General features: G+C 58.5%; 15 protein-coding genes and 2 pseudogenes. 11 read left to right on the forward strand and 6 right to left on the reverse strand.

Annotated features, from left to right (window positions below; all coding sequences use genetic code 11):
- Window positions 1-2: 2 nt before the first annotated feature.
- Window positions 3-1,559: a diguanylate cyclase gene (locus CAG11_RS28945; protein ID WP_085599520.1), complete on the reverse strand. Its 1,557-nt coding sequence runs from the start codon at window positions 1,557-1,559 to the stop codon at window positions 3-5.
- Between the two features lie 629 nt (window positions 1,560-2,188).
- Here CAG11_RS28945 and CAG11_RS34235 point away from each other — a divergent pair.
- From CAG11_RS34235 to CAG11_RS28975, 7 genes and pseudogenes are all read left to right on the forward strand, one after another.
- Window positions 2,189-3,442, forward strand: a pseudogene (locus CAG11_RS34235) (ABC transporter ATP-binding protein); the annotation flags it as partial.
- A gap of 78 nt (window positions 3,443-3,520) precedes the next feature.
- Window positions 3,521-4,711, forward strand: a pseudogene (locus tag CAG11_RS34240) (polysaccharide pyruvyl transferase family protein); the annotation flags it as partial.
- Between the two features lie 116 nt (window positions 4,712-4,827).
- On the forward strand, window positions 4,828-5,520 hold the full coding sequence (locus CAG11_RS28955; RefSeq protein WP_085599563.1) for a 2OG-Fe(II) oxygenase family protein: 693 nt from the start codon (window positions 4,828-4,830) through the stop codon (window positions 5,518-5,520).
- Window positions 5,521-5,536: 16 nt separating this feature from the next.
- A complete protein-coding gene (locus CAG11_RS28960; protein ID WP_256578757.1) occupies window positions 5,537-7,693 on the forward strand; it encodes a glycosyltransferase in 2,157 nt (718 codons plus the stop codon).
- A gap of 38 nt (window positions 7,694-7,731) precedes the next feature.
- Window positions 7,732-8,748 carry a bifunctional 2-polyprenyl-6-hydroxyphenol methylase/3-demethylubiquinol 3-O-methyltransferase UbiG gene (locus tag CAG11_RS28965; RefSeq protein WP_256578758.1) on the forward strand — a complete coding sequence of 339 codons (1,017 nt, stop codon included), beginning with the start codon at window positions 7,732-7,734 and terminating at the stop codon, window positions 8,746-8,748.
- A 25-nt stretch (window positions 8,749-8,773) separates the two neighbouring features.
- A complete protein-coding gene (locus CAG11_RS28970; RefSeq protein WP_085599526.1) occupies window positions 8,774-10,855 on the forward strand; it encodes a glycosyltransferase in 2,082 nt (693 codons plus the stop codon).
- On the forward strand, window positions 10,852-12,003 hold the full coding sequence (locus CAG11_RS28975; RefSeq protein WP_085599529.1) for a hypothetical protein: 1,152 nt from the start codon (window positions 10,852-10,854) through the stop codon (window positions 12,001-12,003). The genes CAG11_RS28970 and CAG11_RS28975 overlap by 4 nt, the downstream gene beginning before the upstream one ends.
- Window positions 12,004-12,213: 210 nt before the next feature.
- On the opposite strand, the gene CAG11_RS28980 is transcribed toward CAG11_RS28975, so the two are convergent.
- Window positions 12,214-12,693 (reverse strand): hypothetical protein, encoded by a 480-nt coding sequence (locus CAG11_RS28980; RefSeq protein ID WP_085599531.1) that lies wholly within the window; start codon window positions 12,691-12,693, stop codon window positions 12,214-12,216.
- Window positions 12,694-12,905: 212 nt separating this feature from the next.
- Here CAG11_RS28980 and CAG11_RS28985 point away from each other — a divergent pair, with 212 nt between their 5' ends.
- From CAG11_RS28985 to CAG11_RS33435, 3 genes are all read left to right on the forward strand, one after another.
- A complete protein-coding gene (locus CAG11_RS28985; RefSeq protein ID WP_085599533.1) occupies window positions 12,906-13,793 on the forward strand; it encodes a serine hydrolase in 888 nt (295 codons plus the stop codon).
- Window positions 13,794-14,493: 700 nt separating this feature from the next.
- Entirely contained in the window at window positions 14,494-15,894 is a 1,401-nt protein-coding gene (locus CAG11_RS28995; RefSeq protein WP_085599535.1) for an AAA family ATPase, read from the forward strand.
- On the forward strand, window positions 15,891-16,793 hold the full coding sequence (locus CAG11_RS33435; RefSeq protein ID WP_143494803.1) for a DUF4435 domain-containing protein: 903 nt from the start codon (window positions 15,891-15,893) through the stop codon (window positions 16,791-16,793). Before CAG11_RS28995 ends, CAG11_RS33435 begins: the two co-directional genes overlap by 4 nt.
- A 180-nt stretch (window positions 16,794-16,973) precedes the next feature.
- Here the strand turns inward: CAG11_RS33435 and umuC are convergent, their stop codons facing one another.
- Complete coding sequence (umuC, locus tag CAG11_RS29000; RefSeq protein WP_085599567.1) at window positions 16,974-18,251, reverse strand: translesion error-prone DNA polymerase V subunit UmuC; 1,278 nt, start codon at window positions 18,249-18,251, stop codon at window positions 16,974-16,976.
- On the reverse strand, window positions 18,244-18,669 hold the full coding sequence (locus CAG11_RS29005) for a LexA family transcriptional regulator (RefSeq protein WP_077934292.1): 426 nt from the start codon (window positions 18,667-18,669) through the stop codon (window positions 18,244-18,246). Before CAG11_RS29005 ends, umuC begins: the two co-directional genes overlap by 8 nt.
- Window positions 18,670-18,850: 181 nt before the next feature.
- Here CAG11_RS29005 and CAG11_RS29010 point away from each other — a divergent pair, with 181 nt between their 5' ends.
- A complete protein-coding gene (locus CAG11_RS29010) occupies window positions 18,851-19,549 on the forward strand; it encodes an SOS response-associated peptidase family protein (RefSeq protein WP_085599537.1) in 699 nt (232 codons plus the stop codon).
- Window positions 19,550-20,010: 461 nt separating this feature from the next.
- On the opposite strand, the gene CAG11_RS29015 is transcribed toward CAG11_RS29010, so the two are convergent.
- A complete protein-coding gene (locus CAG11_RS29015; protein ID WP_085599539.1) occupies window positions 20,011-20,559 on the reverse strand; it encodes a lysis system i-spanin subunit Rz in 549 nt (182 codons plus the stop codon).
- Entirely contained in the window at window positions 20,556-21,107 is a 552-nt protein-coding gene (locus CAG11_RS29020; RefSeq protein WP_085599541.1) for a glycoside hydrolase family 19 protein, read from the reverse strand. Before CAG11_RS29020 ends, CAG11_RS29015 begins: the two co-directional genes overlap by 4 nt.
- Between the last annotated feature and the right edge of the window lie 23 nt (window positions 21,108-21,130).

Genomic DNA, 21,130 nt, shown 5'->3' on the forward strand with positions numbered 1-21,130 from the left:
GCTCAGCGATCGGAACGCTGCAGTGGCTGGGCGGACAACGCCGAGACCCGGTTGCGCCCCGTGGCCTTGGCCTGATAAAGCGCCGCATCCGCCCGCTCGATGAACACCTCGGTACTGTCGCGGCCGCTGGGCACGAAGGCATAGCAACCCAGGCTGACCGTCACGCAACCGGCCGCCGAACCGCTATGGGGAATGTTGTGCGCCATGACGCTCTGGCGGATCTGCTCGGCCATGGCCACCGCGCCGTGGATATCGGTGTCGGGCAGCAACACCGCGAACTCCTCGCCACCGTAGCGCACCGCGAGGTCGGCCTGGCGCTGGCAGCAGGCTTGCAGCGCCTGGGCCACCTGCGTCAGGCAGTGGTCGCCGGCAACGTGGCCGTAGGTGTCGTTGTAGCGCTTGAAGTAATCGATATCGACCATGATCAGGGCCAGCGGACTACTCTGCCGGGCCCCTCGGCCGAACTCGATCACCAGGGCCCGCTCGAACAAACGCCTGTTGGCCAGGCCGGTCAGGCTGTCATGGGTGGCGATCACCTCCAGCGCCTCTTGTGCCTCGCGCAAGTCGGCCTCGATCCGTTCGTTGTTGCGCACCTGGTTGACGAAGACCCAGCCGAACAACCCGACTCCCAGCAACACCAGGGCGACGATGGCCGTCGACTGGTAGGCCGAGGCATACCAGCCCTTGAGAATCGAATCCTTGGAATTGGCGGCGGCCACCACCAACGGGTACGCCTGCAACTGGCGATAGCCATACAGGCGCGGCACTCCATCGACGATCGAGGTGATCATGGCATTGCCTGCCGGGGCTTCGGGCAGGTATTTGGAAAAGATCTCGCCCCGGGACAGCGAAGCCCCGACCTGGCGAGCCTCGAATGGCCGCCGGGCGATCAGGGTGCCATCGGAGAGCGCGAGGAACATCGCCCCCTGCTCGTCGATATTGAAGCTTTTGAAGAACTGGTCGAAGTAGGTCAGCTTGATGCCGGCCATCAACACGCCCTGGAAGTTCCCAGCCTCGTCGTTGATGCGGCGGGAAATCGGGATGATCCATTCGCCATTGGCACGACTGCGGATCGCCGGGCTGATATGGGCCTGCAACGAAGCGTTCTGCTGGTGGAAACGGAAGTAGTCACGATCGGCCACGTCCTTGCCATGGGGTGAATCGTTGAAAGAGCTGACTACCCACTGGCCCTGCCGGTCATAGAGGAATACCCCGCTGAGCTGACTCAGGGCCAGCACCCGCCGGGCGAAGATCTTCTGCAACTGCTGACGTTGCTCCGCCCCCTCGCCCAGCGCCTCGATCCATTCGCAGAGGCTCATCAGCACCAGGTCGGCCTCCATGAAGGTGTCTTCAGCCTGCTGGGCCATGGCCTGGGTCAGGTTGGTGGAGTTGACCTCGGCCTGGGCCAGGTCATGGCGCCACGACTGCTCCAGCTGCAAGTACAGCAAGCCGCACAGGCAGAGGAAAACCATGGAGATGAAACCTACCGCCGCCTTGAGCAAGGGCAGGCGTTTCAAGGTGCCACCTGGGGCATTTACATCGTATATGGGGACAGGCAATGGGTCGTCCTGACGGGAAAAGGCGTGATTTGCGACGCAAATCCCTTTGTTGTTGTCTTGGCCGGCCCGGACACCGACATTGCGCACAGCCTCGGTGCCAGACACGCGACAACCGGCTGGGAGGCGAGCGGACCGGCACATCGAGGGTTATCGGCAGCACCGGGCAATGCCTGAAGCATAGAACGCCATGGCAGTATTTCCGACATGCGTCTTGGCCGATGGTCGCTGGGGTGGCGCAGTATCACACAACGTCCCCCATCCAATGCAGTCCTCCAAAACCAATCGGACACAAACTGACCGACCAGCCAAACAGCCACAGTCTGGAGATTTTTGCTGATGGCTCTTTACTAGCATTCCCTTTATCAGAAAGAATCATTTCCCCACCTTCGATGTGGGAAATTCTGGTCTATAAACAATTCCAAAAATAACTGTACCGAACCCAACACATCGACCCATTTCCCCGCACCGCCTGATCGGGCAAATCGCGATGCTGGAATAGTTGACCGCCAAGGAGTGGAAGTTGACCAGGGGCATCACACTCGAGCGTTTCAGTTTCCGGCCCATGAGCCAGCAGCGGCTATGGCTCCTGATCGACCATCGCGCCATATCCGATTTGGGGGTATGCGCCCATGCGCACTGACCTGGCGATCAGGACCCAGGGCCTGGGTAAGTGCTACCAGATCTACGACCATCCCAGGGATCGCCTGCTGCAGATACTGTTACCCAACGGCAGGCAGCGTTGTCGCTCGTTCTGGGCGGTCAAGGATGTCTCGCTGGAGGTGCGCAAAGGTGAGAGCCTGGGCATCATCGGCCGCAACGGCAGCGGTAAATCGACCCTGCTGCAATTGATCTGCGGAACCACCGCCTCGTCCTCTGGCAGCGTGACCCGCCACGGACGAATCGCCGCCCTGCTGGAGCTGGGGTCGGGGTTCAACCCGGAGTTCACTGGCCGCGAGAATGTCTATCTCAACGCTGCGGTGTTGGGCCTCACTCGCGAGGAAACAGAAGCGCGCTTCGAAGAGATAGGGGCCTTCGCCAACATTGGCGAGTTCATCGACCAACCTACCAAGACCTATTCCAGCGGCATGCTGGTGCGCCTGGCGTTCGCCGTCTCGGTGTGCGTCGAACCGGACATCCTGATCGTCGACGAGGCGCTGGCCGTCGGCGATGCCTCGTTCCAGTTCAAGTGCCTGGAACGTCTCGAACGCCTGACCCACCAGGGCACCACGCTGTTGTTCGTGTCCCACGACATGAGCATGGTCAAGCGCTTCTGCAACCGGGTCCTGTACCTGCGCAACGGCGAAGTCCGGGCCAGTGGTGCACCTGAGGAAATGGCCGAACTCTATTTGCTGGATATGCGCGACGAGCAGCGACGCTGGGCCAGTGATGGTGCGATTCAGATCACCAGCAAACCTGCACTCGCCCAAGACCAGGGCATCGCCTTCGGTACCCACGAAGGCCAGATCGCTTCGGCGCTGTTCAGTGCCACGGGGACCTCATACTGCAGCTTTGTCCATGGCGACCCGGTGGAGATCGAGGTCCAGGCCCTGGTCAGCGACCAGGTCGCACGTCCCAATCTCAGCCTGACTGTGCAGGAGGCACGGCTGCTGGTGGTCGCAGGAGCCAATGTGGCCTTGGCATGCCAGGCCCCGCAGCAAGGCTGGTGCAGCACCAGCACACGCTTGAAATTTGCCGCCAACCTGGCGCCCGGGCGCTATCACGTCACCCTCAAGCTGATGAATGGGGAAACCGAGGAGACGTCCCAACTGATCGAAAAACAGGTCGCGCCCCTGGCCTTCGATATCTTGCCGGGGGACAAGCATTTTCTCGGCCTCGTCGACCTGGATATCCGAACGGTCGAGCCGGAGCAGCCGAATATCGCCGGAGCAGCCCCCCGCCCAGCGGATAAACCTTGGCGGGTAGCGATCCTCGGCACCTTCGATGTTGCCAACTACGGCGACCTGCTGTTCCCCATCATCGCCGAGCGCGAACTGCAGTCGCGCCTGGGGGCAGTGCAACTGCGTCCCTTCTCTTATCACCAACGCCGCACCCCGCAGTGGCCCTACGACGTGACTTCAGTAAGCGAGCTGCCCGAGGTGGTGGACTCCCTGGATGGGGTGTTGATCGGCGGCGGCTTCATCGTTCGCTTCGACAAGTTGGTGGCCGTCGGCTACTACCCGCCAACCCCGCAGATCCACCACCCCACCGGCTACTGGCTGTCCCCTGCCCTGCTGGCCCTGCAACACGATGTGCCGCTGATCTGGAATGCCCCGGGCATGCATTGCAACGAGATCCCGTCCTGGGCCCGACCGCTGCTCCAACTGTCCCTTGAGCTCAGTCCCCATGTACGGGTACGCGACGCCCTGTCCCGGGAAGCCTTGTCGGCACTTAGCGAACAGGCGCAGGTCGAGGTGCTGCCGGATACCGCCTTCGGCCTGGCCAATCTCGTCGACCTGCAACAGCCCTCGGCCGAGTACCGCCAATTGTGCAAACAGGCAGGCCTGGGCCGTCGATACCTGGTGGTGCACACGATCGCCGGCCTGGAGAACTTCCTGCAATTGTGGAAAACCCAAGGCACCGACCTGGAGCAGTGGCAACTCTTGCTGCTGCCCATAGGTCCGGTGCTGGGCGACCATGAATCGATCCTTGGCGACGACCTGCCGCGAGCGGTGACCCTGCCCTACTGGCCAGAGCCACTGTTGCTGGCGGAAATTCTCGGACATGCCGAAGGCGTGATCGGCCACAGCTATCACCTGGCGATCAGCGCCCTGGCTTTCGGTGTCCCCATCTTCTGTTCGGCCAATCTGCACACGGGCAAGTACACCGCCCTGCTCGACTACCAAGGCATCTACCCGCTGCCGAACGGCGAGCCCATCGCCCTGGAGTGGTTCCTCGAACGCCTGCGACGCCGGTCCCCCTGCCCTCGCCTGGAAGCGGCCAGGGAGCAGCTGCGCGAACACTGGGACAGGGTCGCCGAGCTGATCCGTCAAGGTCGCCGTCCTACCCGCCAATGGATGAACCGGCTCTGGCAAGACCTGCCCAACCTGCTGGAAGGTCAACAACAGGACTGGCGTGAGGAGTGCCTGCGCCAGCGCGCCGAACTCGATGAGCTGCGCCGGCAAATGCGACAGTTGCAACAGTTTCAGGAATGACAATGGCCCGCCACGGACCAGTCCCACGTCGAATGGGACTGGCCGTGGCCCCGGCTCCTTGCGTGGCACCGCAACACTGCGTCGCACATGACATGGATTCAAGGAGGAAGAACATGCTGCTGGACCTGAAGATGCTCGCCCACCAACCGTTGCACCAGCAGCCCTTTCGCTGGGGCCGGATCGATGGCCTGTACTCGGCCGATGATGCCGCCACGCTGGCGGCCAGCTACCCCCACGATGCGTTCAAGCGGGTATACGGCTATGGCGGGGAAAAGGACTACGAATACCAGGCAAGACAACTGGTGGAGCTGGGTACCGGACGTATAGTCCACGCCCAGGGCCTGAGTCCGAGCTGGTTGCAACTGGCCACCGAACTGACCCGGCCAGCCTATCGCCTGGCCTTGTCGATGCTGGCCGACATGGACCTGCGTACGGCGCCGATGGAGGTCAACGTCTTCCATTACGGCCCCCAGGCTTGCCTGGGTCCACACCTGGACCTGGACGACAAGCTGGTGACCCACATTCTCTACTTCAACGATACGTGGAACGTCGAGGATGGCGGTTGCCTGAACATTCTGCGCTCGGCGGACCCGCAAGACGTCGTCGCGGTAATCCCGCCACTGGTGGGCAGCTCGGCGCTCCTGGTAAGGGGCCAAAGCTCATGGCATGCGGTCTCGCCGGTGGTGGACAGTTGCCGGACCTCGCGACGCAGCATGACCGTGACCTTCTACCGACCCGGGTCGCAGAGCTCCATGTGGCCAGCGGATGACCAGACGCCCCTGCACACCTATGTGAGCCAGCATGAATAAGCCAGGATCGTCGCCAGTGCCAGCACAAGAACATGTCCAGGCGATCGTCGAGCGCGATGCCGCCCTGGCACATATCGAGCATATGCGGCGCTCGCGCTCCTGGCGCCTGACCCGCCCACTGCGGATGCTCCTGCAACTGCTGCGTCACGGGGCCGTCGGCAGTGGCAGCGAATATCCGCTCCCCATCGCGCCAGCCCCACGGTTGCTGCCAACCAGGCCTGCGCTCGAACCCTTGCCACCCCCTGTTGACGCGCAACCGACGACGCCGGACAGCCAGGGGCCATTCGACCTGCTGTGCTTTGCCAATATCGACTGGTCAGCCAGGTTCCAGCGCCCCCAGCAGTTGATGACGCAGTTCGCCGCCCATGGCTACCGGGTGTTCTATATCGTCCTGGCCCCCACGCCGGGACAGCCATATCAGGTACGGGAAGTGGCTCCGAGAGTCTACGAGGTGCACCTGCGCGGGCACTCATCCCAGGATCCCTACGCCACCTGCATCACCTCGGGCAACCTGCGCAGCAACCTCGAGGCCTTGCAGGACCTGGTCGCCGACTTCCGAATCAAGACTGCCGTGTCGGTGGTCCACCTGCCCTACTGGACTCGCCTGGCCTTGCACCTGCGTCAGGAGCGAGGCTGGCTGGTGCAGTACGACTGCATGGACGAATGGCAAGATTTCCCGAACATCGGCGCCCCGTTGCTGGCCGAGGAACAAGTGCTGGTGGAACAAGCCGACCTGGTCACCGTCACCGCTTCGGTGCTGTATGACAAATGGGCCAGCCGCTGCCACCGGTGCGTGCTAGTGCGCAACGGCGTGGACTTCGAATTCTTCGCCCGCCATTGCACGCCCAATGCCTTGCTCGCCGATCTGCCAGGGCCGGTGATTGGTTTCTATGGCGCACTGGCCGAATGGGTCGACCTGGAACTGATCGCGGCCATCGCCCGGCAACGGCCAAAATGGAACCTGGTGCTGGTCGGCGATGTATTCGTCAACGACCTCGCCGGCCTCGAGCGACTGCCCAACGTACACCTGACTGGGCGCCAGCCCTACACCCAGATGCCGCAGTACCTGTATCGGTTCGACGTCTGCATCATTCCGTTCCGCCTGTACAACGTGACCCATGCCGTGGATCCGGTGAAATTCTACGAATTCATCAGCGCCGGCAAGCCGGTAGTCTCTGTGCCGCTCCTGGAAATGCAGCTCTACGCGCCCTACCTGTACTTCGCCGAAGGAGCTCCAGGCTTCGTGACCCAGATCGAAAAGGCCCTGGAGGAAACCGACCCCCAGCGCTGGGAGCGACGCATCGAACTGGCCAGGGCCAACGACTGGCGGCACCGCTTCGAGGGCACCCGCGACGCGCTGGTGGCCCTGTATCCGAAGGTCTCGGTGGTGGTCGTCACCTACAACAATGTCCAGCTGACCCGAGGCTGTGTCGACAGCCTGCTGGATAACAGCGCCTATCCCAACCTCGAACTGATCATCGTCGACAACGCCTCCAGTGATGACACCCGTAACTATCTGCGCTACCTGGCCCGTACCGAGCCGCGGGTGAACATCGTGCTCAACCCGCGCAATCTCGGCTTCGCTGCCGCCAACAACCAAGGACTGCGGCGCGCCCAAGGCGATTACCTGGTACTGCTCAACAACGACACCGTAGTCCCCAGGGGTTGGCTGACGCCCCTGCTGCGCCACCTGGCCGACCCCGGGATCGGCCTGGTGGGGCCCACCACCAATGCGGTGGGCAACGAAGCCAAGGTCCGGATCGACTACCAGCGACTCGATGGCCTGGAAGATTTCGCCGACCGCCGCGCAAGCCAGTATCACGGGCGTTGCTTCGATATCCCGATGCTCGCCATGTTCTGCGTGGCATTGCGCCGCGAGGTGCTGGAGCAGGTGGGCTGGCTCGACGAGACCTTCGGCATCGGCATGTTCGAGGACGATGACTACAGCCGCCGGGTACAGACAGCGGGTTGGCGCACCGTATGCGCCGAGGACGCCTTCATCCATCACTACGGCCAGGCCTCGTTCAAGGCCCTGATCCCGACCGGCGAGTACCAGCGCTTGTGGGACAGGAACCAGGCCTATTTCGAAAGCAAGTGGGGCACCTGGAAGCCTCACAGCCCACGACACCGGGAAATGGAAGCGGACGCTCCGAAATCAAGGATCACCGACTGAACCCATCAATCGGCTCCAATCAGAACAAGAGGCCAAGCGTGCTGAAGAACATCATCAACAAACTCAGTGGACCGGTCGCGCCCTCCTCCACCGCTGTGGACAACGAAACCGAAGAGCAGCGGCGCAAGGCCCGGACCGCTGAACACTGGTCCCGGAACCAGGCTGGCTCGGACCCGTTTTCCGCAGACGTCTACTGGCGTGCGGTGCCGGCCATCCAGCGACGCCACCAGCAGAAGGCTACCGCAGGCAGCGGCCATGATTATTGGGTGTCCTACTGCCTGGACACCTTTTTCGGCGACCGCCTGCCCGTGGCCCGCATGCTCAGTGTCGGCTGCGGTACCGGGGACCTGGAGCGCGACCTGTACAACCTCAAGGCATTCCAGCACTGCGACGCCTTGGACATCGCGCCCGCGGCCCTGGACACCGCCAGGGCCCAAGCGGCATTCCTGGGCGCCGGGAGCATCGACTACCAGTTGCTCGATGTCGAGCGTACGGAGCTACCCAGCGCCCATTACGACGCGGTCTGGTTCAACGGCTCGATGCACCACATCCGTGAACTGGAAAGCGTCTGCGCCAATGTTCGCCAGGCGCTGAAGCCCGACGGCTGGCTGTTTCTCAACGAGTACGTCGGCGCCAATCACTTCGCCTTCGACGAAACCCAGTGCGCGGCCATCAGCCATGCCTTCGCCCTGATTCCGCCCTCGATGCGGTATTCCTTCGTCCAGGGTTCCTATGGCCAGGTGCAAAACCAGGTGCCACTGCCCGATCCACTGGAGGTGGTGAAGGTCGACCCTTCGGAAGCCGTGCGTTCCCAGGACATCCTGCGGGTGGTCCAGGAGCATTTCGATATCCGTGCCTTCAACCCTTGTGGCGGCACCCTGCTGCAATTCTTGCTGCATGGCATTGCCGGTAACTTCCGGGATGACGATCCGCAGGCAATGCGGATCCTGCAAATGCTCTTCGACATCGAGGACGGCTTGATCGAATCGGGCACGCTGCACAGCGATTTCGTGATCGCCGCCGCGACTCCGAAACCCTGGGACACCAGCCGTTGAGATCGTCCGTGACGAGAGCCTGGTAATGAGCCAACCCACAGCCGAGCTGCTCAAGCACCTGCGCAGTGCCTACCAGCGCTTGCCGCTACCGACGCCGGCCAAGGCCCTGGTTCGACGCTTGTACCGTAGCGCCTGGCTGCCAGCCTGGCGCGCGCTGCGCCGCTACCAGCAGGCAAACCGGCCGTTCGTCCCGGCGCCAGGCGTGGTACCGGCAGCACCGACGCAATTGCCCGACTATCTGGTGTGGGGCGCCATCGACTGGGATTTGCGTTATCAACGCCCACAACAGTTGGCACATGGCCTGAGCCTTGCAGGGCGGCGGGTGTTCTATATCGCAGCCAGCCTGGAAGACGACCTGCGTGATGGCTTCAGCGTACGCTCCCTGGATCGCCAGGGCCGGCTGTTCGAGGTACGGCTGTTCGCCTGCAAGGCGCCGGTGATCTACCAGGCCCCGCCCGATGCCGGGACGATCCGGCAGCTGTGCCGCAGCCTGGGTGAGTTCCTCGGCTGGGTGGACGCACCAAGGGTGGTTTCGCTGGTCCAGCACCCGTTCTGGTTTCCGGTAGCCAGGCTGCTGCCCAACAATCGCCTGGTCTATGACTGCATGGACCATCATCAGGGCTTCGGCAACAACGCCCTTGGATTACTGCCACTGGAGCGGCAACTGCTGGACGAAGCGCAGCTGACCCTGTTCGCCTCGGCGTGGCTCGCGCAACACTGGAAGCAACAGTGTCCGACCCTTGCCGATAGCCCACAGGCCCTGCTACGCAACGCTGCCGACTTCGAGTATTTCTCCAAGGCTCCCCGTCACTGCCACCGGGACCCAAGCGGCCGCAAGGTGATCGGTTATTACGGGGCGCTGGCCGAGTGGTTCGACGTGCAACTGGTATCGACCATCGCCCAGGCCTTCGCCGATTGCACGGTGCTGTTGATCGGCGCAGACACGGCAAAGGTCGGCTCACGACTGCGCAGCCACGCCAATGTCAGGCTGGCCGGCGAAATCCCCTATGCACAACTGTCCGCCTATCTGCATGCGTTCGACGTGTGCATCCTGCCATTTCGGATCCAGGCGCTGACCCTGGCCACCAACCCGGTGAAGGTCTATGAGTACCTGAGCGCAGGCAAGCCGGTAGTCGCGGTGGACCTGCCCGAACTGCATGAATTTACCCCTTTGGTGAGAATCGCCGGGGATGCGCAGTCCTTCATCACCGCCATCGCCCAAGCCCTGGACGAGCCCGAACCGGCCGAGGCGGCTCGGCAACGCCAGGACTTCGCCCGGCAACAGACCTGGAACCACAGAGTACGAGCGCTGCTGGCCCTGGCCGAGAGGTCCCCGCCACAACCGTTGATCAGCGTGATCGTGGTGACGTGCAATAACCTCGCCTTCACCCGTGACTGCCTGGCCAGCCTGGACGCCGATCCTTCGGGCCGGGAACTGGAGCTCATCGTCGTCGACAATGCCTCCAGCGATGGCAGCGTCGAGTTCCTGCGACAGTGGGCCGCCAGCGGCGGGCACCAGCTGATCCTCAATACCAGAAACCTGGGCTTCGCCGCCGCCAACAACCTGGGCCTGGCCAAAGCCCGGGGCGAGTACCTGGCACTGCTCAATAACGATACCCAGGTCACCTGCGGCTGGGCCCAGAGCCTGCGCCGGCACCTGCAACGCAATCCCGGGGTTGGCCTGGTCGGGCCGGTGACCAACAACATCGGCAACGAGGCCAGGATCGACATCGGCTACCGGACCCTCGGGCACATGCCTGCTCGTGCTCGACAATACACCTGGCGCCACATCGGCCAATTGGTGCCCTGCGCTACCCTGGGTTTCTTCGCCGTGATGCTGTCGCGCTCGACCTACCTGCGCGTTGGCCCGCTGGACGAGGCCTTCGGACTGGGATTCTTCGAAGATGACGATTATTGCCGGCGGGTGGAGCAGATCGGGTTGTCTTGTGCTTTCGCCGAGGACGTGTTCATCCACCACCACCTGTCCGCGTCGTTCGATCGGATGCCCGAAGGCCAACGCCAGCAACTGTTCAATCGCAACAAGGCGCTTTACGAAGCCAAGTGGGAACGCTCCTGGCTACCCCATGTGTCCCGGGAGAAATCATGAGGCTGGTCTACCTTTCGCCCGTCAGTTGGCACAGTTTTGCCCAGCGTCCCCATGAACTGGTCCGCCAATTTCACGCGGCGACCCAGGCCCAGGTGCTATGGATCGAACCTTATCCCACACGCCTGCCGGGAATCAGCGACCTGTTCGGCCAACGCCCGCCCCAAGGGCCGCATGAGCCGCAGCCCGCCTGGCTGACACTGGCCAGTCCGCGGGCCCTGCCGATAGAGCCGCTGCCCGGATCGGGTTGGTTGAACAGCCTGCTCTGGCGCGATCTGGTGCGCCAGGTGCGAGATTTCGCCCAGGGCACCACGCTGCTGGGTATAGGCAAGCCCTCCAGGCTGGCCCTGCAGTTGTTGCGCGAGCCGGTTTTCGACAGCAGCTTCTACGATGTCATGGATAACGTACCGGCCTTCTACCGCGGCTGGTCGCGCCGTACCATGCGCCGCCACCAACATGAAACCGCCCGGGCCGTGGACATCACCCTGGCTTCCTGCTCGGCTTTGCAGCGCTATTGGCAAGGACAAAGGGTCCACACGCAATTGCTGCTCAATGCCTGCGCCACCGAACGCTTGCCAGCCCTGGGGCTGCGTCGCTCCGGTAGCGCTGTGGCTGCGCCCGTATTCGGTTATGTCGGAACCCTGGCCAAATGGTTCGACTGGGATTTCGTGCAGGCTCTGGCGCTGGCCTTTCCTGATGCCGAAGTACGTTTGATCGGCCCTCGATATGGCGCTGCGCCAACCTCCCTGGCGACCAACATCCGTCTTTTGCCGGCGCTGTCCCACGCCGATGCGCTGCAAGCCATGACCGAATTCGCTGTCGGGCTGATCCCCTTCAAGCGCAACGATCTCACTCGCTTCGTCGATCCGATCAAGTATTACGAGTACCGGGCGCTGGGTTTGCCGGTGGTCAGCAGTGCATTCGGAGAAATGACCAGCCGCCGGGATGTTTCGGGAGTATTCCTCTGCGAAAATACAGCGGATATTCCCTGGCTCATGGAGCAGGCACTGGCCTTTCGCGAACCACTGGACGATACCCTGCTGTTTCGAGAAGCCAATTCATGGACGAAACGCTTCGAACTGGCGCACCCGGCGATCTGCAGTGAGCGAGGCTGGTCCTGGCCAAGGCACCGTCGTGACCAGGCATGGTGAAGGCTGGTATCGATTGTAGATGGGGGAAGACCTACCAGCGCTTGTAACGCTCGCCCAAGCCCTTGCGCAGGCAAGGCAAGGCGAAACGCGCCCAGGCACCGGAGCTGCCAGGCGCGAATGGACTGGCGATACGGCGCTCTCTGCAAAGCTGGCTGACTGGGCTCGGAGCACGTGCCCAGGGCTGATACTTCTGGGCGATGCGTATCGGAACTAGAGCTTGCGATCCTGGCAATCGATCACACTGGCGTCGGTGATGATGTTCTTGCTGTCGGTATACAGGGTGATGCTGCAGAAGTAGTCCAGCACGGTCTGGTTCTCGTAGTACCCCGTCTTGCGATAGACGGCCTCGCTGCTCACCGGCATCACACCGCTGACACCCTGGCCGCCGACACCAACCAAGGTCTCGCGCTGGCCGACATACTCGGTACCGGTCTGTACGAACACCTTGTCGGGCCCCAAGTGGGTCTGCACCCGGTTCCAGGCATAGAAACCACCACTGCCGTAGGATGAAGGCCCCATGCCCTGGTCGGGTTTGCCGAACAACTCGAAGGCTTTCTTGGCCGGTTGGCCAATCAACCGTTGCGCGGCGAGCTTGACCTCATTGTCCTGGTTGCTGGTTTTGCCAGGCACGGCGCAGGCCGTAAGAGCCAGGACGGCGATGGCGAGGCTGGCGAGCTTGATCGAAGGCATGACATTCACTCCATGTGCATGTGGCGTAGGGGGAAAACCTCGGAACTTTGGCTCAGCCACAACGCCGCGTCCATGCTAGCCAATTGCCGTTAGCGTATATCGAGGATGGGCTTGATCGCTTGTCCGTTGCCAGCGCCTGTCTGGATCGCGGGTCTTCGGGGAATGAACGTGCATGGGGTATTTTGTCGAACCGCTCAACACCAAGGAAATCCATGTTCAGCTCGCTCATAGCAAATGGTAAGCCAGCAACGCCTGATGGCCCGGAGCTGATCGCCCCCTGGTGGAGCTTCACCAAGACAGCCCTGGCGGCGACCGCCCTGTCGTTGGTGCGTGACGGGCTGTTGCAGCTGGACGCCCCTGTTCCCGAGCGAGCCTTCACATTACGCCAGCTACTGCGACATGAAGCAGGTCTGGCCGACTATGGCGAGCTGGCGGAGTATCACGCCGCCGTGGCCAACAATGAACCAGCTTGGCCAGCGGCGGAAATGCTGCAACGCCTTGACGGGGCTCGACTCCGATACGCTCCGGGCACCCATTGGCGATACTCGAACCTTGGCTATCTGTTGGTGGGCAGGCTGATTGAGCGGGTGACCGACCTTGAACTGGGCGATGCGGTGACTCAACGCGTACTGGCGCCCCTGGGAGTGACGAATGTCCGTTTCGCTAAAACAGCAGCGGACCTACAGGCAACGGCAGCAGGAAACACGTCGAACTATGACCCCGCCTGGGTCTATCACGGCCTGCTGATCGGGCCGATTTCGCAAGCGGCGCTATTGTTGGATCGCTTGCTCTGCGGGCAGCTGTTCTCAGCGAACCTGCTTCAGGAAATGCAGACAGTTCGAACATTGGGCGGCCCGATTCCAGGGCGACCATGGATCGAGGCCGGCTATGGCCTGGGTCTTATGCAGGGCTCAATCGAGGGCGGTTTCTTGCTTGGCGGGCACACAGGCTGCGGACCAGGCAGCGTGATCGCGGTTTATCGAATCGGCGATGGCAACACATCGGCTTGCTGCGCCGCTTTTGCAGCAGGCGCCAGCGAAGGCACGGTAGAAACCCTGGTGGCTGAACGACTGGTACAGGTCCTACGACGAGAGTGCTGAATCGAAGCCTGTGCAGCTTGCTTGCCTGCGTATCCGGGCCTGGACAAGCTGTTTACAGGCGAAGACCTGGCTCTCTTGGTAAACTTGCAGTCCATTTCGTTTGATGCGGATCCGAGCGGTATAGCTCAGCTTCCCATCTGCCAGTTTTCTTGCCCGGATAGTCGCCATATCCGACGTGCTACGTACCAGCCCCTGAAGGGGTTCTCGTACTGCAGAACGCCAAGAAACGCCCCAAAACACACCGGAAACACGTAGAGCAAAATGGTCCAGAATTCAGCTACAACCCCAGTAAACTCAAGCCCTACGCTGTCCCGGCGGTTTAGCGTTGCACCGATGATGGATTGGAAACATAAAATAAAAAATCCGTTACTTTTCAATTAGTTAAAATTAACTAAATATTTTCTATAGCAAAAATCAAGCAAAGCTTGGAATGGAGCAATGATTGGGCAAATTTTGATAGAGGCCCCCAATCACCGAATCACTGGACCAGGGCCAAGGGCTCATCAGGTCCAATATTCTGCCCCTCCCCTTTAGATACCTTCCTGATCGAATCCTTGTAGTTATATACCCTACCCACCTGCGGGAGAGTTTCGCCCATCTCTATCATCGCCCCAGTTCGATTTCATTGAGTAGGTCATAGCATTTTTCCCTCACTGCGGCTAAATTCAACCCTGACTATAAAAAAAGGCCAGGGAAGACTATGCAGCCATCAATTCAATCACTATCTATCCGGATGCTACATAACTATTTAGATATAGACCTGTCATTCAATGAAGGGCTAAATGTCATATATGGAAAAAATGGCAAAGGAAAAACCACTGTCCTTCACATTATCGCCAATATTCTAGAGTTAGATTTTTCCAGATTTGCTCACATCAAATTTGAATCCATCTCAGTTACTAGCTCTACGGGTGACACCTTACACATTGCACAGGATAATACGAATTCAATTTACGTAGTCTTCAACGACAGCCTCATGGGCGCAGAGATTGATTCAATGTATCCTATACTGAGCCAAGTCGAAGAAGAAACTATTAGGACGGCGTTTGGAGGGCGACCAGTATACTTGCCTGCATACCGAGCCATTCTCGAAAAGGTCAAATCTACCAGTCAATACGAAACTTCACGTAACAGGGATTACGACATCATAAGAAAAAATGAACTCTCAGAAATTAGCAAAGAGAACTTTTCTTATATCCGAAGTCGTGACGAACAACGCGCCAACATGGTCGCCTTCAAAACTTTGCAATGCCGCGATTGGTTCGGCCCATTCGTTCCTGTCATCCGGTATCCAGGCCTAGCCGAAGTAGTAGATAGCATCAGTGAAGAATACAGCGAAGCGCAGATGAGCTCCTCTAGAGCCCAGAGCCAAATGCTGAACTCTATTTTCATTGGCGTATTCCACTCTATCACTTCAAAAGATGAAACACCAGGGGACGGAGAAGTTGAGCCATTACTTGAGCGAGTTAAAACAGCGCTCGATGACTCACAAACTGATTCAAGACTGTATTCAGCTACAGCGGCCCAACAACTTGCCAATGCAGTACGCCAAGCAAAGTTCGCTGGCGATGAAGACAACGACGCTACTAAGCGCGTATTGAAGTTGTACGCCGACATGCTGGAACGACTTAAACATGAGAACCAAATAGCATTCAGAAAGCTTCGGAACTTTGAAAACGCTGTTAATAAATTTCTTGATGGAAAACAACTGGAAATCTCACCAGCATATGCACACAACAATAAAAGATGGCGCGACTATGCTTTCATACGAACGTCGCAAAACAACACTTACCCATTAACCGTATTATCTTCTGGCGAACGACAAATCCTGACCATGCTTTTCTCTGCTAGCCGGATGAGCACAGCGTCAACTGGGATTTTTCTAATTGACGAACCAGAACTATCACTCCATATCGATTGGCAACGAATCATACTTGCGAACCTGGAGCAGCAGGCAGCAAGCCGCCAAATCATCGCTTGCACACATTCTCCTGAGGTGGGCGCGGATCATCCTGACGCAGTTCATATTTTTACGCCAACCATTAACTCAACACCCCAAGTTCTAGAAGACGACGAGTCATACTTGGAACAACTATCATGAGTAATTACTCCAGCATATCGTCCTACCTTTTGGCCGTAAAACTCAGATCCAACAAAACAATCTTGGTCGAGGGAGTAAGTGATAAAAAAGTATTATCCCACTACATACTCAAAAAAAACCACACCGATAACATACCAGTTAATTATTGTATCGATGACGCCTCACTTATAGATGATAAAAACCTCGGAGCGATAGGCGCAAAAGAAAAAATACAATGCATCGCTGGTAGGTCAAGTTCCGATAATTTTCGATGCCTAGTCGACAGAGAATGGGACGGATTCAACAGTGCAAGCTTTGAGTACAACGCAATCACAGCACCTAACAACACTTTTATTACCAAGGGCCATTCAATTGAAAACTATTGGTTCACATCCACCTCATTTATTGAATTCATCATCCACACTCACCACTCAAATGTAACAGCAATCTACCTACAAAAGATCAATGACCTCTACATTAATATTTTACATTTTGCTGCTGCGTACTCCCTGGCCTGCAGAAACTTGTCTATCGTCGCGCGCGCAACTGACATGATTTCTCACGAAAACATCCTCCTAACTGGAAACAAATTCCACGCGAGCACATGCATTGATCAAAAAATCTTATCGCGCGGCATCTCTTGCACTCTTTCCGACACGATAAACAATCTACTCCCACAAACGGCGAACCTCGAAATAAATAAACTACAATGGATTTGCCACGGCCACCTTGGAGAACAAGCAATTAGATCTTGCATCGGTAAACTTGCTCAATTGGAGGGATACAATCCTGAGACAATCAACTCCATAGAGTTCGGCTATAAAGTAGAAAAGCTCAAGTTGGATTCGCATCACATCACAGCGCTCCCCGAAGAAGTTTCTGACCCACTTAACAAAGTTCTTGATTGGGTACGACAATAGAACTTGGAGCTCTAATATTTTCTATGCTTAGTCATACGCCGATTGTGCTCGAGCACTAAAGCCAAAAAGCCCTATAGCCCTGAAGAACAAGGGCTGTAGGGCTTTTTAGACGCGGCTGGATATGGGGTTGCTTAGCATTGATTAACGTACAGATTGGCTCATTTTTGGCCCTCTGCACCCTCAGTTGCAGGACACTTTCCAAAGCTGATCAAGCTTCGTCGTGTAGCTCTGGCTCATCATCTGCCGCCGCATACCCCAATCGGGGTTGGTAGGGACGCTGGCGGCCCGGAGTGTACCCCTTCCCCATCGATTGTTGATTTGGTCCAGGACCTTCATCACCTTGTCGGTTTCCGATGGTTGCGCCACGGCAAAGAGATCGTCGGTGTATTCGCCTGGCTGGCATAGATTCAGCAACAAGACCTCGGCCTTACTGTATTTGAAGCCCGGCCTGAAGACGCGGTCCAGTGCTTCCACAGCCATTTTCGTCATGAGCCGGACATCATTGGTTGGATACGGCAGCTCTACCAGGACACCGTTTGCATACTTGGCTTCCTCGGGGTTGAACATGCCCGTACGAATGCTGACGCGGATTTTCTTACACAGTGAATTCTGAGCCCGCAATTTCTCCGAGGCTCGCATCATGTATGTGGCAACCGCCTCTTTGATTGGAGCCAACTCGGTTAGCCGCTTCCCAAACATCCGGCTACAGCAGATCTCATGTTTCGGCGGATCTGGCTCGTCCAGCTCCAGGCAAGGCGTGCCCGCCAGTTCCCGTGCCGTCTTCTCGATCACGACACTGAAATTTTTGCGCAACGTCCACGGGTCGGCCTTGGCCAGGTCCATAGCAGACTTGATTCCCATCCCATCCAGATGGGCCTTCATCCGCCGACCGATACCCCACACCTCGGCGACATCAGTGTTTCGCAACACCCAATCCCGCTTAGCTGGGTCGGTGATGTCTACGACGCCTCCAGTGTGCGCTTGTAGGCGCTTTGCAGTGTGATTTGCCAGCTTAGCCAAGGTCTTGGTACGGGCAATACCGACCCCAACCGGTATGCCAGTGCAGCGCAACACCCGAGCCCGGATTTGGCGGCCGAACTGCTCAAGGTTGTTGATCCCCGTGAGATCTGCGAAAGCTTCATCGATGCTGTACACCTCGACTGCCGGCACCATCGATTCGATCAGCGACATCACCCGCTCGCTCATGTCACCGTAGAGGGTATAGTTCGAAGAAAACGCCACAATGCCGTGCTGCTTGAGCTTGTGCTTGATCTGAAAGTACGGCTCGCCCATTTTTACGTGGGGCTTCGCGTCATAACTGCGAGCGATCACGCACCCGTCATTGTTTGATAGAACGACGATAGGAACCCTGGCCAGGTCAGGGCGAAAGACACGTTCGCAACTTGCATAGAAGCTGTTGCAGTCGATCAACGCGAAGACAGGCGTGGCTTTAGACATGGCTGCGCACGCTACCAATGATCACGCCCCAGATCGACAGCTCGTCCCCCTCCAGGATGTACCGCGGGGGGTACTTGGGGTTCTCAGACAGCAAGACGACATCCTTTCCCCTGATAGATAGCCGCTTGCAGACTGGGTCATTGTTCAAGAGGGCCACGACGATGTGGCCATGCGCCGGCTCAATTGAGCGATCTACGACGGCCAGATCTCCATCGAAGATACCGGCACCCTGCATGCTCTCCCCGGTGATCGACACCAGGTAAACGTGTGGCGCACGAATGTTCAGGACTTCATCGAGAGAAATATGGGCTTCGATGTGATCTGCCGCCGGTGATGGAAACCCAGCGGGCACATGAAAGAGGCAGAGAGGCAGCTTTAGGCCGCCCTCCGCAATGGGGCCTTCGATTGTGAAACTCATGACGCACGACTTCCAAAACTGTACGAATATACAGTTAAATGGACCAATTGGTTACCGTCAATTGCGCCTCAGTACATTCTGACAGGCGGAATCCCGCCAGCCGATCCTAGACCCCTCCTCGATGTCTACAGTTCAGGAACCAGCTGAGTGGCAGCGATGCAATCGGCATTGGGAGGTGCAGATGTGTGGACGATTTGTACAGTACGAGGGAATGGCGATTTTCATCGAGGAGCTGAGTCCGCAGCGCGAGCTTTTTAGCGGCTACGACGCGCAGCCTATCAATCGATTCAACGTAGCCCCATCGACCCGAGTACAGATACTGCATGGGGCAAAGGATGGGCTGCATATCGACGCGGTGCGCTGGGGATGGGCGCCCTTCTGGGCGGTTGGGAAACGGCCAGCCCCTATCAACGCCCGAGTAGAGACGGTGACGACAGGGAAGTTCTTCAAACAGCTTTGGCCAAGTGGGCGCGCGATTGTGCCCAGCGAAGGATGGTTCGAGTGGGTGAAAGACCAGGCCGATCCGAAGAAGAAGCAGCCCTACTTCATCAGGCTGAAAAGCCAACGACCTATGTTTTTTGCAGCTCTGGCCCAGGTGCACCCAGGCATTGACCCACATGATGGCGATGGATTCGTGATCATCACGGCAGCCAGTGACCAGGGCATGGTCGATATTCATGATCGCCGGCCTTTAGTCCTTTCTCCTGAGCATGCGAACGAATGGCTAGACCCAAACCTACCTATGAACCGGGCAGAGGAGATTGCCAAGGATCTCTGTCGACATACGAATGAATTTGAGTGGTTCCCAGTGAGCAGCTTGGTCGGAAACGTCAAGCACCAGAGCCCAGATCTAATCAAGCCTACTGAGCGTTTCATTTAGTCGCCACTTCATTTACTCGCTACTTTATTCACTAGCTACTTCATTTACTAGCAACACCACATCGTTATTTACTCATTTACTTAATTAATTATTTATTCAGTAGCAACACCTCAACCTATAGCACTGCATCGTTATGTCGTTATGTCGCCGCGCGAACCCTAGTCAACTCCAATAAACTAATACCCCTTGACCAAGAGCAATAATCGCAATTAGTCTAAATAGAACGCACCGATACCAGGCACAGAAACCAAAAACTTTGGAAGAGCTCTCCTGCGCCAAATAAAAGCTATTAAACCGGCGAAAGAAGCCACTCTTCCGCCTCGCTAACAAAAAAATCTTAGACCTCACACTTAACCTGTTCCCCAAAACCAACGAGAGCAACCTATGAAACTAATCGCCTTGATAATTGCAGCTTGTAATGTGCTGGAAGCCCTTCACAAGCTTTGGGAAATACTCAAGTCCTAGTCATGGCCATGATTTTCATCACGCTCTTTGGAGGTTGTAATTTTCCTCACGTAGCCCTGACACGCGGCCAACGCGATCATTCCTTGGTCGCCGTCTGCGGTGATGGCGACAATTCGTTGAGCAGCCGCTGGGTCAAGTTCGGCTCGCGCCGCTCCATGAACCAGGCCGCCGGCGCCGGCGGTGGTTGGCACCCCACAGCCACCACCCGTGGCGGTGGCGTTGAGTAGGACTGACAGCCGCAACTCAGCAGTAGCAAGCCGGTCACGCAAACGAGCTTGGTTCGATTGAGCATCGCGCAATTCCTTGTAGTGGGTTTCGTCATTCGCTTGCAGGCGATCCTCGAGCGTACGGCGGGTGTCTTGCTGTTCACCCTGCCAGTTGATTACCGCCGTAGCGGCCTGCTCGCGGTCGGTGCTGTACGCCTCGGCCTGTTCTGCCAGGGCCTTGCCGTAGGCGTTGGCCTGCCACGTCCACGCCAGCCAACCGCCCAGGGCGAGCCCCAGCACCAGGGCTAGGGCTGGCAACAACCAGCCCGGGGCCTTCACGCCAACACCTTAAGGGCACGCTCATACAGCGCTTGGCGATCCGCCATGCCGTTGGTGCCGCCGTTGATGCGCTTGGTGATGGTGAGAAAGTCGCCCTTGTCGGCCAGAGTGTTCAGGCCGGCCTTCTGCCAGAACCAGCCCGCCGACAGCGCTGCATAGACCGGGCTTTCCAGCAGCTCAGGGGTATTGAGCAATCGCGAGTCGCCGAACAGCGCTTCGCTACAGGCTTCATAGTTCGCCCGGCCCGTGACCTGAATCAGCCCCCTGCCTCGGTACTTCTGGCCGTCGCCGTCCGCCTCGGGTGTGTTGCCCAGACGCTTGGCCAGACTGCCGGTATCGTACTTGCTCAAGTACTGATTACTGCCCAGCTCGCGCAGGTACAGAAGCTGACCGGACTCGTGGCCGATCTGCGCCAGGAACGCGGCAATGCGCAGCCGGGTAATGATCGCGTACTTACTCATAGCCGCGTTGAGGGCAGGAACAAAAACGCCGGCTTTGGCGCCGGCGTTGGGGAGGATTTGCAGCAACTGCTGCGCTGTGATCGTCATGCGTGGTTTCTCCAGTGGTGATG

Origin of the sequence: Pseudomonas sp. B6(2017) (assembly GCF_002112765.1) — a bacterium.
GTDB classification, from domain to species: domain Bacteria; phylum Pseudomonadota; class Gammaproteobacteria; order Pseudomonadales; family Pseudomonadaceae; genus Aquipseudomonas; species Aquipseudomonas piscis.